The 15,896-nt window shown below is 64.6% G+C and carries 11 protein-coding genes and 1 tRNA gene; 11 read left to right on the top strand and 1 reads right to left on the bottom strand.

Features of this window, described 5'->3' with window-relative positions; genetic code table 11:
- The first annotated feature begins 241 nt into the window (after positions 1–241).
- The 4 genes from DAD99_RS02695 to DAD99_RS02680 all read left to right on the top strand — a co-directional run bounded on the left by DAD99_RS02695 (position 242) and on the right by DAD99_RS02680 (position 5,279).
- Positions 242–1,399, top strand: a complete 1,158-nt coding sequence (locus tag DAD99_RS02695; RefSeq protein ID WP_193340227.1) for a resuscitation-promoting factor — start codon at positions 242–244, stop codon at positions 1,397–1,399.
- 184 nt (positions 1,400–1,583) lie between these two features.
- On the top strand, positions 1,584–2,456 hold the full coding sequence (rsmA, locus tag DAD99_RS02690) for a 16S rRNA (adenine(1518)-N(6)/adenine(1519)-N(6))-dimethyltransferase RsmA (RefSeq protein ID WP_185262972.1): 873 nt from the start codon (positions 1,584–1,586) through the stop codon (positions 2,454–2,456).
- Positions 2,453–3,415, top strand: a complete 963-nt coding sequence (locus DAD99_RS02685) for a 4-(cytidine 5'-diphospho)-2-C-methyl-D-erythritol kinase (protein ID WP_193340226.1) — start codon at positions 2,453–2,455, stop codon at positions 3,413–3,415. The genes rsmA and DAD99_RS02685 overlap by 4 nt, the downstream gene beginning before the upstream one ends.
- Before the next feature lie 37 nt (positions 3,416–3,452).
- Positions 3,453–5,279 (top strand): ABC-F family ATP-binding cassette domain-containing protein, encoded by a 1,827-nt coding sequence (locus tag DAD99_RS02680; protein ID WP_185262974.1) that lies wholly within the window; start codon positions 3,453–3,455, stop codon positions 5,277–5,279.
- A gap of 74 nt (positions 5,280–5,353) precedes the next feature.
- Here the strand turns inward: DAD99_RS02680 and DAD99_RS02675 are convergent, their stop codons facing one another.
- Positions 5,354–5,980, bottom strand: a complete 627-nt coding sequence (locus DAD99_RS02675) for a TetR/AcrR family transcriptional regulator (RefSeq protein ID WP_193340225.1) — start codon at positions 5,978–5,980, stop codon at positions 5,354–5,356.
- A 148-nt stretch (positions 5,981–6,128) separates the two neighbouring features.
- Here DAD99_RS02675 and DAD99_RS02670 point away from each other — a divergent pair.
- The 7 genes from DAD99_RS02670 (at position 6,129) to DAD99_RS02640 (ending at position 15,836) form a co-directional block, all read left to right on the top strand.
- Positions 6,129–6,200: transfer RNA gene (locus DAD99_RS02670), tRNA-Gln, on the top strand.
- A gap of 108 nt (positions 6,201–6,308) precedes the next feature.
- Positions 6,309–7,790: a bifunctional UDP-N-acetylglucosamine diphosphorylase/glucosamine-1-phosphate N-acetyltransferase GlmU gene (gene glmU, locus DAD99_RS02665; RefSeq protein ID WP_193340224.1), complete on the top strand. Its 1,482-nt coding sequence runs from the start codon at positions 6,309–6,311 to the stop codon at positions 7,788–7,790.
- A complete protein-coding gene (locus tag DAD99_RS02660) occupies positions 7,790–8,770 on the top strand; it encodes a ribose-phosphate diphosphokinase (RefSeq protein ID WP_056348072.1) in 981 nt (326 codons plus the stop codon). Before glmU ends, DAD99_RS02660 begins: the two co-directional genes overlap by 1 nt.
- 239 nt (positions 8,771–9,009) lie before the next feature.
- Positions 9,010–9,600: a 50S ribosomal protein L25/general stress protein Ctc gene (locus tag DAD99_RS02655; protein WP_185262977.1), complete on the top strand. Its 591-nt coding sequence runs from the start codon at positions 9,010–9,012 to the stop codon at positions 9,598–9,600.
- 79 nt (positions 9,601–9,679) lie between these two features.
- A complete protein-coding gene (gene pth, locus DAD99_RS02650; RefSeq protein ID WP_193340223.1) occupies positions 9,680–10,276 on the top strand; it encodes an aminoacyl-tRNA hydrolase in 597 nt (198 codons plus the stop codon).
- 114 nt (positions 10,277–10,390) lie between these two features.
- Positions 10,391–13,129, top strand: coding sequence for a LuxR family transcriptional regulator (locus DAD99_RS02645; protein ID WP_193340222.1), 2,739 nt, complete (start codon positions 10,391–10,393; stop codon positions 13,127–13,129).
- Positions 13,116–15,836, top strand: coding sequence for a LuxR C-terminal-related transcriptional regulator (locus DAD99_RS02640; RefSeq protein ID WP_375372171.1), 2,721 nt, complete (start codon positions 13,116–13,118; stop codon positions 15,834–15,836). The genes DAD99_RS02645 and DAD99_RS02640 overlap by 14 nt, the downstream gene beginning before the upstream one ends.
- Positions 15,837–15,896: the final 60 nt, after the last annotated feature.

Here is a 15,896-nt window from a genome sequence, read left to right as displayed (position 1 = left end):
AAAATTCTTGGCCGCTTTATAACGCTACGGTTACAGTAGAAAACTATTAGCCGGGGTCGGGGAAGGCCTTCGGATAATTTCACTCCATTCGCAGCAGGACCGGGCAGGGCTTTGATGCCCGCTGCCTGCTGCGCGGAGTGTGGCGGCGCAACGGTGCCCGGAGCTTGTCCCCAGGGTCATGCGCCGGCCATTTTACTGCGTTTTTCCCCGTGCCCGGATCGATCTAAAGTTACGGGCAATCGTGGTCAAGCTCTTCACAACGGACGGCAAGTTCAGTTTTATCAAGGCGGGCACCCAACTGGTGGTGCTTTGTGCGCTGGTGTTGGGCCTGGTGGCCTTCGTCGGAAATAACAAAACCGTTACCCTCAACGTCGATGGAAAAGTGACTTCGGTCCAGTCCTTCGGCGGCACCGTGGGCCAGGTAGTAAAAAGCGCAAGCGTAGAACTGAAGTCGGCTGACCGCGTCTCGCCCCCGGCGGACGCCAAAGTGGAGAACGGCACCGTGATAAACGTCAACATGGCCAAGGCCGTGAAGGTCAGCCTGGACGGGTCCGAAAAGACCATCAACACCACGGCGCCGGATGTTGCGGGCCTCGTGACCGAACTCGGGGTGGCCAGCTCCTCCTCCGTCTCCGTCCCCAAGGATGCCCAGCTCGCTGTGGCCGGATCCTTTGTATCGATCTCCACGCCCAAGTCCGTCAGCATTGTCGCCGACGGTAAGGTCGCCACGGCCACCACCACCGCGGGGACCGTCGCCCAGGTGCTGGAGGACGCCGGCATCACCCTAGGCGTCGATGACCGCACCTCGCAGCCGGGCAACGCGCACGTGGTCAACAACATGGTGGTCAAGGTCTCCCGGGTGGATACCAGCCAGACCGCAGCGACCACTGAAAATGTTGCTTTCGACAGCATGACCACCGAAAGCGCCGAGCTCTTCAAGGGCGAGAAAAAGGTCACCCAGGCCGGCGTGGCCGGCAAGGTGGACAAGAGCTTCAAACTGGTGATGGTTGACGGCCGTGAAGCCTCTCGGACCCTGGTCTCCGAAACAGTTTCCGTGCCTGCCGTGACTGAAAAGGTCACGGTCGGCACCAAGGCAAAGCCAGCGGCCGTGGCCGCGGCCGGAACGAACACCGGCGCCGCAGCCCCGGCCATGATGAACGAGGCCATGTGGGACAAAATCGCCCAGTGTGAGTCAACCGGAAACTGGTCCATCAACTCGGGGAACGGCTACTACGGCGGCCTCCAGTTCGATATTCGGACCTGGATCGGCTCCGGCGGCGGCGCCTACGCCCCTAACGCCAGCCTCGCCACCAAGGCGCAGCAGATCGACATTGCCAACCGCGTGTACGCACAGCGAGGCCTCCAGCCGTGGGGCTGTGGCTGGGCCGCTACAAGCTAGTCGCCATTAAGCACGTGCGCTGGCGGCAGCTGACCACAACCGCCAGGTAAGCAGGAGGCGGCGGCCGGTCCCGGATTGTCCCGGGGCCGGCCGCTGCCGTTAAGCGGAAACACATGCCGCCTGACACGCATGATCCGCCCGGAATGCGGATGGACCGTCACAGCGGCCGGGATAGGATACCTAGGTGACTGAACCGACTGCCGCCGCGCCCGCACCCCTCTTCGGTGCCTCCGACATACGCCGGCTGGCGGAAGAAATCGGTATCCGGCCCACCAAGACCTTGGGCCAGAATTTTGTCATCGATGGCAATACCATCCGCCGGATCGTCTCGGTTGCGAACATTGGGCCAACCGAGACCGTGCTGGAAGTCGGGCCCGGGCTTGGGTCGCTCACCCTGGGCCTTCTGGACGCCGCACAGACGGTGGTCGCCGTTGAAATCGACCCTGTCTTGGCAGCGAAGCTGCCCGAAACCATCAAGGCCTGGCGCCCTGAAGCGGCGGACTCTTTCCATCTGGTCCAGGCCGACGCCATGAAGGTGACGTCCCTCCCTGTTGAGCCCACCGCCATTGTGGCAAACCTGCCCTACAACGTCGCCGTGCCGGTGGTCCTGCACCTGCTCCAGCACTTCCCCAGCCTGCAGCACGGTCTGGTCATGGTCCAGGACGAGGTTGCCGACCGCCTGGCTGCGGGGCCAGGCTCAAAGACCTACGGGGTGCCCTCGGTCAAGGCAGCCTGGTACAGCAGCATGCGTAAGGCCGGCGTGATCGGCATGAACGTCTTCTGGCCGGCGCCGAAGATCCAGTCCGGACTCGTGGCCTTCACCCGGCGCGAACCACCTGAAACAACCGCCACCCGTGAGCAGGTGTTCGCGGTGATCGACGCCGCCTTCGCCCAGCGCCGGAAAACGCTGCGCGCCGCCCTGGCCGGCTGGGCCGGCGGCGCACCCGAAGCCGAACGTTGCCTCATCGCCGCTGGAGTGGCTCCTTCTGCCCGGGGCGAAGTCCTGGACATCCACGCCTTCGCCCGGATTGCCGAAGCCCGCGAGGCCGGGTCGTGAACGCACCCTTGGGGAAGTTTCCCGCGCGGACCGTCCGGGTGAAGGCGCCCGGCAAGGTCAACGTTTCCCTGGACGTGGGACCGTTGCGCGCGGACGGATACCACTCCGTTGCCAGCGTCTACCTGGCCGTTTCCCTCTATGAGGAAGTGGCAGCCACCAGCACGGAGACGCCGGGGATCACCGTCAGCATCAGTCCTGACAGCACGCTGGACCTGGACGGCGTGGATATTCCGCTGGATGAGAGGAACCTGGCCCATAAGGCCGCAGCGATCATGGCCGATGTCTCCGAGCATTCCACCGGGGTGCACCTCGAAATCACCAAGCGGGTCCCCGTGGCCGGGGGCATGGGTGGCGGCTCGGCCGATGCCGCGGCCACCCTGCTGGCCTGCGATGCGCTGTGGAACAGCGGGCTGTCGCGGGACGAGTTGGCACACCTGGCTGCTGAACTGGGTGCCGACGTCCCGTTCTCCCTCCTCGGCGGAACCGCCGTCGGGCTCGGCGTTGGCGACGACCTTTCGCCGGCCCTGGCCAAAGCCCAGACTGACTGGGTCCTCGTGGCGGCGGACTATGGGCTGCCCACTCCCGAAGTCTTCCGCACTCTGGACCGGCTCCGCGAGGCCGAGGGGCTGGACATTGCCGAGCCCACGGCCGTGGATCCCAAAATCCTGCAGGCGCTGCGGAGCGGGGACGCGGACGCTCTGAGCCGGGTCCTTGTGAACGATCTCCAGCGGGCCTCCATTGAACTTGCCCCCGCGCTGCGCGATACGCTGGGAATGGGCGAGTCCCATGGCGCCATCGCGGGGATTGTCTCCGGTTCGGGACCCACAGTGGCACTGTTGACGCACAATCCAACGGCTGCCGAAAGCCTGGCCGAGGATCTGCGGCACTACGGGCTGACAGCACTGGCTGTCCACGGGCCAGTGCCCGGCGCCCGCATCATCTCCGATACCCTCCTTTAAGAGCCCCTTCCTTACTGAGCAGCAGAAAGCAGTCCTCTTGGCACACCTTCTTGGCGGCGAAAACCTTTCGGTTTCGTACGCAACGCGCACCGTCCTGGACGGCATCACCCTCGGACTCGAGGAAGGTGACAGGATCGGCATGGTGGGCCGGAACGGCGACGGCAAGTCCACGCTGATGCGCCTGCTGGCAATGCGCTCAACCCCGGATTCGGGCCGGGTGACCAAGCGCAGCGAAGTCAACATCGGTTATCTGGACCAAAGCGACGTGCTCGACGGCGACCTCACGGTAGGCGCGGCGATCGTCGGCGACCAGGCCGACTATGAATGGGCCCGCAATCCCCAGATCCGCGAAGTCATGGGCGGGCTTGTGTCCGACGTCGACTGGCATGCCAACGTCCACGCACTCTCCGGCGGGCAGAAGCGGCGGGTGGCGCTGGCCAAGCTGCTGATCGAGGACCACGACGTCATCATGCTCGACGAGCCGACCAACCACCTCGACGTGGAAGGTGTCGCGTGGCTGTCCCGGCACCTGAAGACCCGCTGGCGGGCGAACCAGGGCGCCTTCCTGGTGGTCACGCACGACCGCTGGTTCCTGGACGAAGTCTGCACCAAGACCTGGGAAATCCACGATGGCATCATGGACCCGTTCGACGGCGGCTACGCGGCCTACGTCCTGGCCCGTGCAGAGCGTGACCGCGCGGCGAATGTTATGGAAGGCAAGCGCCAGATGCTCGTGAAGAAGGAGCTCGCCTGGCTGCGCCGCGGCGCTCCGGCCCGCACGGCCAAGCCTAAATTCCGCATCGAGGCCGCCAACGCCCTCATCGCCGATGTCCCCGAGCCGCGCGACTCCACAGCCCTGAGCAAGATGGCCACCGCCCGGCTCGGCAAGGACGTCCTGGACCTCGAGAACGTCTCATTGGACTTCCTCGGCGGCGACCCCGGACAGAAACTCTTCGACAACATCACCCTGCGGCTTGCACCCGGTGAGCGGTTGGGCCTCGTGGGCGTCAACGGCGCCGGCAAGACCACGCTGCTGAAACTCCTCAACGGCGAGATTCAGCCGTCATCCGGCAAGGTCAAGCGCGGCAAGACCGTGGTCACCGCCGTGCTGACCCAGGAGGTCAAAGAGCTCGACGACGTCTCGGACCTGCGCGTGATCGAAGTCATCGAGCGTGAAAAGCGGTCCTTCAACGTGGGCGGCAAGGAATTCACGGCGGGTCAGCTCGTAGAGCAGCTGGGCTTCACCAACGAAAAGCAGTGGACCCCGGTCAAGGACCTCTCCGGCGGCGAGCGCCGGCGCCTCCAGCTCCTGCGCCTGCTGGTGGGGGAGCCGAACGTGCTGATGCTCGATGAGCCCACCAACGACCTCGACACCGACACCCTCGCCGCCGTCGAAGACGTCCTTGACGGTTGGCCGGGCACGCTCGTTGTGGTCAGCCACGACCGTTACCTGCTGGAGCGCGTGACGGACCACCAGATGGCGCTGCTGGGCGACGGCAAGATCCGCGCTCTGCCGCGCGGCGTGGACCAGTACCTCGAACTCCGCGAAGGGGCTCTTGCCGGCTCCACGATCACCGGCGGCGGCAACCCTGTCACCGGCCCGAGCGGCAGCTCCGCCCCTGCAGCGTCCGGCTCCTCCGAAGCCGAAAAGCGCGACGCCCGGAAGGCCAAAAACCGGATCGAGCGCCAACTGGGCAAACTGGAGCAGCAGGAAAAAAAGATTCACGACCAGATGGTCAGGAGCACCGCAGAATCCGACTTTGACGCCCTCGCCGACCAGAACAAAAAACTCAAGGACCTCGCCACAGACCGCGAAGCGCTGGAACTCGAATGGATGGAAGCCCTGGAAGTTCTCGGCGAGTAGCTTCGATATTGGGGCGCCGGCAGCCGCTGACATCCTCCGCGTTGCTCGTATCCCGCTTTCGAACGCAACCCGGCTCAGCTTTCCGTGCGGAGTTCGGGGTCTTTTTGGAGGCCGGTGAGGCCGTTCCAGGCGAGGTTGACCAGGTGCGCGGCAACGGTGTGTTTGTCGGGCTGGCGGCTGTCCTGCCACCATTGGCCGGTCATGGCCACCATGCCCACGAGCATCTGGGCGTACATGGCGCCGTCCCGGGCGCTGAAGCCGCGGCGGTGGAATTCGTCGGACAGGATGTGTTCTACGCGGGCGGTGACCTGGGACAGCAGGGTGGAGAAGGCGCCTTCGGGCTGCGACGGCGGTGCGTCCCGCATCAGAATCCGGAAGCCCTCCGCACGGTCCTCGATGTAGGTGAGGAGGGCCAGGGCGGCGCGTTCCACCAGCACCCGCGGTTTGCCTTCTTCGGTCAGGGCAGCGGTGATCGAGTCCAGCAGGATGTGGAACTCAAAGTCCACCACCTGCGTGTACAGGCCCTCCTTGGAGCCGAAATGTTCGTAGATTACGGGCTTCGAAACACCGGCGCAGGCCGCAATTTCCTCAATGGTGGTCCCGTCGAGCCCTCGCGCGGCAAAAAGGCCACGGCCGACGTCGACCAGTTGGCTGCGCCGCTGCGCGCCTGTCATCCGTATCCGGGGTGGGTTATTGCTCACATTTCCATCATGCCCTAGCGCCGCTGAACAGTTGGAAACGTCGGCGGCACAGGGGCATGGCGGCCGAGATTCCTGCCAATGTCGCGGGCGGCCCTGAACCCATGGCAAAATAAATACTTGTGCCTTGGCCTTTGCGCCTATGGCATGGTCCGCCCTGGTGTAATGGCAGCACCCCGGCCTTTGGAGCCGTGGAGTATAGGTTCGAATCCTATGGGCGGAACTGCTGTGCTATGACCGTCCAGTAGGATGAACTCGGTGCCCGCCAGCCATCTGGCAGGGCAGGCACCGCGCCCAGCGCAACGCGCAACCAAGCAAGGAGAACCCGTACGTGATCCCCGAGACTACCGGCCCAGCCGCCGTCATTGTTCTGGCAGCAGGCGCCGGTACCCGGATGAAATCCCGTACCCCGAAGATCCTTCACGAAATCGGCGGCCGATCCATGGTGGGCCACGCCCTCCTGGCAGCCCGCAGCATTAATCCCGGACGGCTGGCCCTGGTGGTCCGCCACGAGCGGGATCTGGTGGCCCGCCACCTGAACGAGCTTGACCCCGAAGCCCTGATCGTGGACCAGGACGACGTTCCCGGCACCGGCCGCGCCGTTGAGGTGGCCGTGCAAGCACTGGACGCCCAGGAAAAACTTGCAGGCACGGTAGTGGTCACTTACGGCGATGTTCCGCTCCTGACCGGCAGCCTGTTGGCGGATCTGGTGGCCACGCATGAGCGGGAGGCCAATGCCGTCACGGTACTGACCGCGCTGCTGTCTGACGCCACGGGCTACGGTCGTATCCTCCGTGGTGATGACAGCTCCGTCACCGGCATCCGCGAGCACAAGGATGCAACGGAAGCGGAACGCCTGATCCGCGAGGTCAATTCCGGGATCTACGCCTTCGATGCCGACGTCCTCCGTGACGCGCTGGTCCACATCACCACTGACAACTCGCAGGGTGAAAAGTACCTCACCGACGTGCTGGGAATCGCCAGGCAGTCGGGCGGCCGGGTTGCTGCCGTCGTCACCGAAGACCGCTGGCAGGTGGAGGGCGCCAATGACCGTGTGCAGCTTTCCGCCCTCGGCGCGGAACTGAACCGCCGCACCGTTGAGGCCTGGATGCGCGCCGGGGTCACCATAGTTGACCCCGCCACCACCTGGATCGATTCGACCGTCACCCTCGACGAGGACGTCCGTATCCTGCCGAACACGCAGCTGCACGGCGCCACCACCGTGGCGAGGGACGCCGTCGTCGGCCCCGACTCAACCTTGACCGATGTCCGCATCGGCGAGGGCGCCAAGGTGACCCGCACGCACGGTTCCGGCGCTGTGATCGGCGCGGACGCCGCCGTAGGCCCCTTCACGTACCTGCGTCCCGGCACCGTGCTCGGTGACACCGGCAAGATCGGTGCGTTCTACGAAACCAAGAACGTCACGATTGGCCGAGGCTCCAAACTTTCCCACCTCGGCTACGCCGGTGACGCCGAAATCGGCGAGGACACCAACATTGGTTGCGGCAACATCACGGCCAATTACGACGGCGAGAAGAAGCACCGCACGGTGATCGGCTCGGGCGTACGCACAGGTTCCAACACGGTCTTTGTTGCGCCGGTCACCGTGGGGGACGGTGCCTACAGCGGCGCCGGCGCGGTGATCCGCAAGGATGTCCCGGCAGGGGCTCTCGTCCTGTCCGTTGCAGCACAGCGCAACGCCGAGGGATGGGTTGTGGCTAACCGCCCCGGCTCACGCTCGGCTGAACTGGCGAAGGCGGCCGCCTCAGATTCCTCACATACCCCGGCATCGACAGAAGAGGACCAGCGATAATGAGCGAAATTACGGCACGTGGCGAGAAGAAGCTGGTGCTAGCCGCTGGGCGGGCGCACCCCGAACTGGCGCGGGAAATCGCCAAGGAGCTGGGTACCGAGCTGCTGCCCGTTGATGCCTATGACTTCGCCAACGGGGAGATCTACGTCCGCGCCGGCGAAAGCGTCCGGGGAACAGACGCGTTCGTCATCCAGGCCCACCCGGCGCCGCTGAACAACCACCTCATGGAACAGCTGATCATGATCGATTCGCTGAAGCGGGCCTCCGCCAAGCGCATCACCGTGGTGTCCCCGTTCTACCCGTACGCACGGCAGGACAAGAAGGGACGCGGCCGCGAGCCGATTTCCGCCCGCCTGGTGGCGGACCTGTACAAGACCGCCGGTGCTGACCGCATCATGAGCGTTGACCTGCACACCTCGCAGATCCAGGGCTTCTTCGACGGTCCCGTGGACCACCTCATGGCCATTCCACTCCTGGCGGACTACATCCGCACCCGCGTCGCGGCGGACAACGTCACTGTCGTGTCCCCGGACACCGGCCGGGTGCGCGTTGCGGAGCAGTGGGCCGAACGCCTGGGCGGAGCGCCGCTGGCGTTTGTGCACAAGAGCCGGGACCTCACCGTTCCCAACCAGGCTGTCTCCAAGACCGTCGTGGGCCAGATCGAGGGCCGGACCTGCGTCCTCATCGATGACATGATCGACACCGGCGGCACCATTTCCGGAGCGGTCCAGGTCCTGAAGAACGCCGGGGCGAAGGACGTCATCATTGCCGCGACGCACGCTGTCTTCTCCGAGCCTGCTGCACAACGGCTCTCCGAATCCGGCGCCCGCGAAGTGGTGGTCACCAACACGTTGCCCCTCACCGCGAATCAGCAGTTCCCGCAGTTGACGGTGCTGTCTATCGCACCGCTGATCGCCCGCGCCATCCGTGAAGTGTTCGACGACGGATCTGTCACCAGCCTGTTCGACGGCAACGCCTGATTCTCGATGCTCCTGCAGCCGGCGGCGGGCCCGTTTTCAGTATTTGGCCCCGGCGCTGGTAAGCTTTTTGACGATACCTTGGCGAGGGAGAGCATCCGGGAAACCGGACTGCAGGTCTCCGTTATCGACTGGGTCTGAATCTCCCTTCTGGAAGAGCCGCCTCACGGCCGCCCGGCGTTGAAGGTCGTAACAGACCTCCGCCCTTGCCGAACACCTTTTAGTCTTCCGAGGAGATACACATGTCTGAGCAGAAGCTCGCAGCAGAAGTACGCACCGAATTCGGCAAGGGCTTTGCCCGCCGCGCGCGCATGGCCAACCTGATCCCCGCCGTCATCTACGGCCACGGCGCCGAGCCGATCCACATCACGCTTCCGGCGAAGGCCACCACACTGGCAGTCCGCAAAGCCAACGCCCTGCTGACCCTGGACGTCAACGGCGAAGAGCACCTGGCCCTGGTCAAGGACGTCCAGCGCGACCCCATCAAGCAGATCATCGAGCACATCGACCTGCTGACGGTCATCAAGGGCGAGAAGGTCACCGTGGACATCCCGGTTCACATTGTTGGCGAACTGGCTCCGGGCAGCGTCTTCAACCAGGAACTCACCGTCATCTCCCTTGAGGCCGAGGCAACCCACCTGCCCACCGCCATCGAGGTCGACATCGAGGGCCGCTCCGCCGGACAGCACATCCACGCTTCCGACCTTGTCCTGCCGAAGGGTTCGGTCCTGCTGGCCGACGCCGACGCACTGGTGGTCCACATCTCCGAGGCCACTGAGGTCACTGAGGAAGAGGCACAGGCTGACTCCGCAGCCGCAGTCTCAGCCGAATAATAACGGCACAGTTTGATTTGTGGCCGGGCCCTGTCAGGGTCCGGCCACAGCCATGTCCGGACCACCTTAGGATTGAATAATGACTGACACCTGGCTGATCGTTGGCCTCGGTAACCCCGGGGCCGGATACAAGGACAACCGGCACAACGTCGGCCAGATGGTCCTGGACGAACTCGCGGGCCGGATGGGCGGCAAGTTCAAAACACACAAGGCACGCGCCCAAGTGCTCGAAGGGCGCCTGGGGATCGGCGGCCCACGGGTGGTGCTGTCCAAGCCGATGAGCTATATGAACGTTTCCGGCGGCCCGGTGGCGGGCCTGGCGAACTTTTACGGCATTGATCCTGACCATGTTGTTGCGGTGCACGATGAGATTGATATCCCGTTTAACACCATAAAGCTGAAATGCGGTGGCGGCGAGGGCGGGCACAACGGACTCCGGGACATGTCCAAGGCACTGGCCACCAAGGATTATTTACGGGTACGGGTGGGTGTGGGCCGCCCGCCAGGGCGGATGGAAACTGCAGACTATGTCCTGCGCGATTTTGGCTCTGCAGAATGCAAGGACCTTCCGTTCCTGCTCGATGAGGCGGCCGATGCCGTGGAATTGCTGGTCAGGGAAGGACTGACCGCGGCCCAGCAGAAGTTCCATCCGGCCAGGTCGGACGGTGAGCAATAAAACTTTAAACCGGCTGTCCCCTGTTTACCTGCGCGTGCCAAGGGGTAGTCTTCTTCCTAAGCGGGGGGGCGATGGGGCTTATCCCGCTTTAGGTGGGATTTAGGGGACAAGTTCATGTCAATCGAGCCACTCAGCTGGGGACGTGGGTCACCGCTCAACGACGTTGGGCTGCGCACCGACACTGCTGGCGTATCAGAGCCGCAGCGATGGTCCGTGCCCGCGCGGAGCGCCAACCTCGATGCGGTCCGTACAGCCTTGACCAGCCTCGAATCCCTGGGAGTCGTCATTACCGGCGGACGCGGCGTCGGCAAGTCCTCCTTGGCCAAGACGGCCGTCTCCGAGCTGGGACCGGATATCTGGACGTTGCAGCTGCGCAGCGGACCGTCATCCGGAACAACGCCCTACGGTTGCCTGGCTTTCCTGCTGGCGCGCCTTCCCCAGGCGTACATGGGTTCGCCCACAGCCATCCTCCGTGGCATTACATCCCTCATCAAAAGCGATGCAGCGGGGCGCCAGTGTGTCATCACCCTGGACACCGCGGGCGGCATTGATGACATGAGCGCCGGCGTACTGCTCAACATCCTCCTGACAGGGACCGCCCGCATTGTGGCCGTGGCACCCATGATCAGCGACCTTCCGGCCGACTTCCACTGGCTCCTCAGCGACCGCCGGCTCACCGAGGTCAGGCTGGACAACCTTAATGAACTGCAGACCCGCCAGGTGCTGCTTTCCCTGCTGGGCCACCGCGTGTCGGCCTCCCTGGTCAGCACCTTCCACACCATGGTTGGCGGAAACCCGCTGCTCCTGAAGGCGCTTGCCACCGAGCAGCAGCATTCGGGGAACCTGGTTCTTTCGGACTCCGTCTGGACACTGCGGGACAAAGTGGTGCTCGACGGCGCGGCCAGCCTTGACGACATCGTCCGGTCCCAGTGGACCCGGAAGTCTCCGCAGGAACGGGACGTCATTGAGATGCTCTCCTGCGCCCGCAGCGTGGAACTGTCCAGACTGACCACCGTCTACGGTGCCGGTGTGGTCGCGGACATGGAGGATTCGGGCCTGCTGGAGATCGATTCTTCGGACCACCGATGGGTTTCACTGCGCGAAAAGTACCTCGGCGACGTTGTCCGCTCCTGGCTGAGCATCACTCGGCGTCGGGAACTGCGGAGCCTCCTCCTGGGCGGCAGGGAGCCTGACCCTGCCACTATGACGGTGGAGGAGCTGATGGCGTTCGGCGCCTGGACCCAGGAATGCGAGGCTGAGTTGAGTCCGGCCATGGCGCTGGCCGCTGCCGAAGCCGCAGTGCAGCTCTTTGACCCTCATTTTGCCCTCAAGTACGCCGACACACTGAAGCGGAATGACCCCCAATGGGTGCCTGCCCAGCGGCAGAAGGCGGCAGCGTACCTGCTCATGGACCTGCCGGTGCAGGCCATGGCAGCATTGGACGATATTTCCCAGCCGCAGCTGGACAACCTGGACGTTGAAGAGTTCGCCCGGGTGGTGGCCGCCAAATCGCGGGTTATGGTCTGGCTCCCCGAACACACCGCCCGCATGCCGGCACTTCTGCAGACGGCACGGGAGCGGCTTGGCGTGGAACCGGGAATCGCGAAGGGCTGGCCGGAGCCTCTGGCTGCTGCGGCCAACCGGATCAGCCTGAGCGAATTCGAGTACCAGGCCTTCGTGGGGGACTACGCCGCTGCCCTGCCGGCGCTGGAAGCCGCCGCGGACCCCGGGCAGAATCCGGATACGTGGTTCAGGATGAACTCAGCGGTAATCCTCATGAGCGCACTGTCCATGACAGGGCGGGAAATGGACGCGCTGAGCCTGATGAGGCAGGTGGGCGGGCAGATCTCGGACGCCGGCGAGATCGTGGGGCTGCGTGAGAAGTTCGCTGGCCGGGCGTACAACGTGCTCCTGATGGCAGGGCAGTGGCGCCGGTGTATCGACCTCCTGGATCCGCCTTCCGCGCGCGAATTCCACCGGCTCCCTTACCGGAGTGCTGCCGCGGAGCTCGCTGCCGGCATCGCCTACGTGTACTCGGGCCGCGGTGCCGTGGCCCTTGATTCGCTGCTCTCGGCCGCTGCGCAGTTGGAGCTGCGGCCCGTCCAGAGCATGCTCCGCGCCTCTTACGCTGCCATCGCCTTCGCATATGCGCAGATCGGCAATGCCGGGCAGTCCCGGAAATATCTTGACAGACTGCAGCGGACAGCAGGTGCCGCTGACCATGCCACCCGGAGCCGCACTGAATTCTGTGCCGATATGGCCGCCCGTTGGCTGGGGGACAGCGACGCAGCCACGCGCCTCAAGCAGTCCGCCCGCCGCGACATCGCAACAGGCAGGTTCACCCTTGCCGGGGTCAGCCTGCTCGGAGCAACAGTCAACGGCACGGAAGCTGACTTCCGGCTGATGGAACAAGTAGCCGGGCATCGCCAGGGCCCCTTGGCCGAAATTTCGCGGCTGATCGCCGTGGGCAGCCGGACCCGCGATGCCAAAGCGTTGCTCGCCGGCGGGGAACTGGCGGCCACCCTCGAACTGGACGCTGTTGAGGCCCGTTGCATGGCGCTGGCCGTTGACTACGCCCGGCAGGCCGGTGACTCGGTCTCCGCCAGGACTGCACAGGCCCGGCTCGACATCCTTGCAGCCACCGTTGCCAGCCTGCCGATCGTACCGAGCAGCGGCAGCCCGCTCCTGACCGCGCGGGAGAGGCAGATCGCGCGGCTGGCAGGCCGGGGCGCGTCCAACCGTGACATTGCCGTAGAGATGGGAGTGTCCGTGCGCACTGTGGAAGGACACCTTTACCAGGTCTTTACCAAACTCGGAGTAACGTCCAGGGGTGATCTGACTGGACTCGTATAGCGGCCACGCAGCCAAACCAGGACCGCCGTACCGGCTCCTCACGGGCCGGCGTGAACCGCTGGACCGGATCTGCAATATCATCCGCAGCCGCACGAGTCAGGCAGTGTTCCTCATGGCGGGCCCGGGCATCGGAAAATCAACGCTGACCGAGGCCATCACCGAGCGGCTTGCCCAGGAGATGATCATTGTTCAGATTCATGGAAGCTCGTCGCTCTCCGGCGTACCCTTTGGAGTTCTGGCGCCCTACACCGCGGAGCTCACTGCCGAGGACTCGGTGTCTCCGGTGGCTGTGCTGCGGTCTGTGTGGAGGTACTTTGAGAAGCTGAAAGGCGGCAAAGATACCCCGTTGCTTCTGATGATGGATGACGCCCACCACTTGGACGAGGCAACGGCCAGCATTGTGGCCGACATGATCACCGCCGGCTGGGCCACCGTGCTTGCTGCCGGCAGGCCGCGACCCGGGCTGCCGCAGCCGCTCGCACAGCTCTGGTACGACGGCCTGGCCGAGCGTGTGGATCTGCGTCCCATGAACCGGGAGCAGATCGAGGAAGTCCTCTCCCATGCCCTTGATGGAACAGTCCCCGCTGCAACCATTGACACTATCTGGAGTGCCTCCGGCGGAAATCCTCGGATTCTTGATGCCTTGTTGCACGATGCCGCAGAGCGGGGCCAACTCGCAAAGCGGAACGGGATCTGGATGCTGCTGGGCCCTTTGCCTGCCGACGGACCAAGGCTCACCGAGGTAGTGGTGAAGGACATGCTCCGCCGCGGCCCGGAAGAACAGGAAGTCCTGAAACTTGTTGCCCTCGCCGGGCCCGTGAGCCGGAAGGTGATCGAGGATACCTTTGGCGCCGAAGTGGTGCGCATGCTTCTGGACCAGCAGATGATCGTCGAAAATTCCGGTGTTCCGGCCGAACTCCGGATCTGGAACTCCGTATTCGGAGAGGCGCTCCGCACCAGCATCTCGGTGTCGCGGAGCCTGCAGCTGCTTGAAAAGATCCGGGACCAGCTCGGAACCGCACCCGAAGGATCTGAAGGCAGGATGCGGGCCGTGGAATGGGCCCTCGAATGTGGATTCAAAATATCTGATCCCGAGCTGCTTGAGGCCGCCGGCACCGCCTTGGTCCACTCCCGAAATTGGAGCAGCCGTACGATGGCGGCAAAGGTCGCGGACCCGGACCTCGTGCCCCAGGCGCAGGCTGTCCAGGCGAGGGCCCTATTCAATGAAGGCGACTTCGTTGGTGCGGCCAAGCTTCTGGACGGGTGCTGGCTGCAGTTGGGGAAGGGGCCCTGGGCTGTCCCGGTCATGATGCTCCGGGCAATGGCACATCAGGCTCTGGGGACACCGCTGGCAGTATTCGCAGCCGATTCCCGCGGAGCGCTTCAGAGCGCCGGTGCCATGACTGCTGGCCCCTTGGCCGTGCCGCATGATTCCCAACAGGCACCCGCTGCTCCTGACAAGATCTGGCAGGAGCGCTTGCTTCACCTGTTGGAACTTGGCGAAGCCGGCAACCACCAGGCTTTGGCGGCCAAGGTCCAGGAACTTCGTAGCAGCCGCGGGGGTGATGCTACGGAGGACGCCCTGCATGCTGTGGGACTCGCGCTGCTGGCCCATGCCCTCGCGTCGGCCGGACGCGCCGTCCAGGGGCTGGATGCTGCATTGCTGTCGGCCTCGGAACTTCCCGCCCTGCAGGGTGGCGTGTTCTTCTTCAATGAATTTGTCCTCGGGCGGCTGGTGGCAGACTACCTGGCCATGGGGGAGTGGGATTCGGCGGAACGGGAGTTGGCGAACTACGCCGCCGGACAGCCGAGGGGTATCGCATATTTCAGCGGCAGCCTCGAGGTACTCCGTGGCTACTCGTTGCTGCGGCAGGGGCGGATGGAACGCGCCTACCAAACGCTGTTACCGGCTGTGGAGACCTTGCGGCTCAACGACCCGTTGCAGCTGTTCCGGTTTGGTTCCGGGCTGGCGTTCTATGTAGCGGCGAGGCTCGGTGACTCCGCCCAGGCCGGCCGGCTTGAGCTGGATTACAAGGATTCACCTTTGGGCTCCACCGGCTTCGGACTCCTTGCCACAGCCTACGCCGCAGCAGCATCAGAGTATGTGGCGCATGACGGAAAAGGCCTGGCGTCCCTCCACACACTGTCCACCACGCGCGAGGTGACCAGCCGAGCCGGGACACTTCTGGAGCTTTTGGCACTTTGCTGGGACCTTGGCGATCATTCCGTGATCCCTTTGGTCCACACGCTGGCGGGGAACGTTGAAGGCCCCTGGGCCGCTGCAATGCTCACCCTGGCGGAGCATTGGGAGTCCGAAGACGCGGATTCCATCATGGAGACGGCGGCCATGCTTGAAGGCGCCGGATTCGTCAACCTGGCGAGGGAGGCCTACGCCCGGTCGAGCACCGTCCTTGAGAGCTCCGGGGAGCGCCGGCGGGCCCGTCAGGCGGTGGCCCTGCGGGAGAAGTGTGACCACGAACTGGGGGAGCGGTTTCGGGAAGGCCACTTCATCGCCGCAGCACCGAGCGTGCACCTCACGCGCAGGGAACAGGACATCGTAGAGCTCGCTGTGCAGGGCCTCACCGACCGGGAGATCGCACAGAAGCTCATGGTGTCCGTGCGTACCGTGGAGGGTCACCTTTACCGCACCTACGTCAAACTCGGCGTGCGGAGCCGCGACGAACTGGCTACAGCCCTTCCGCACTAGGGACTGCGTACGGAAGCCGTCCGTCCGGGCCCCGGAGTGCGGACGTCCGGATATGCGTAT

The organism is Pseudarthrobacter sp. AB1 (assembly GCF_014926485.1).
GTDB lineage: Bacteria > Actinomycetota > Actinomycetes > Actinomycetales > Micrococcaceae > Arthrobacter.
The sequence above is the reverse complement of the archived record's forward strand: the minus strand, read 5'-3'. Positions and strand labels throughout refer to the sequence as shown.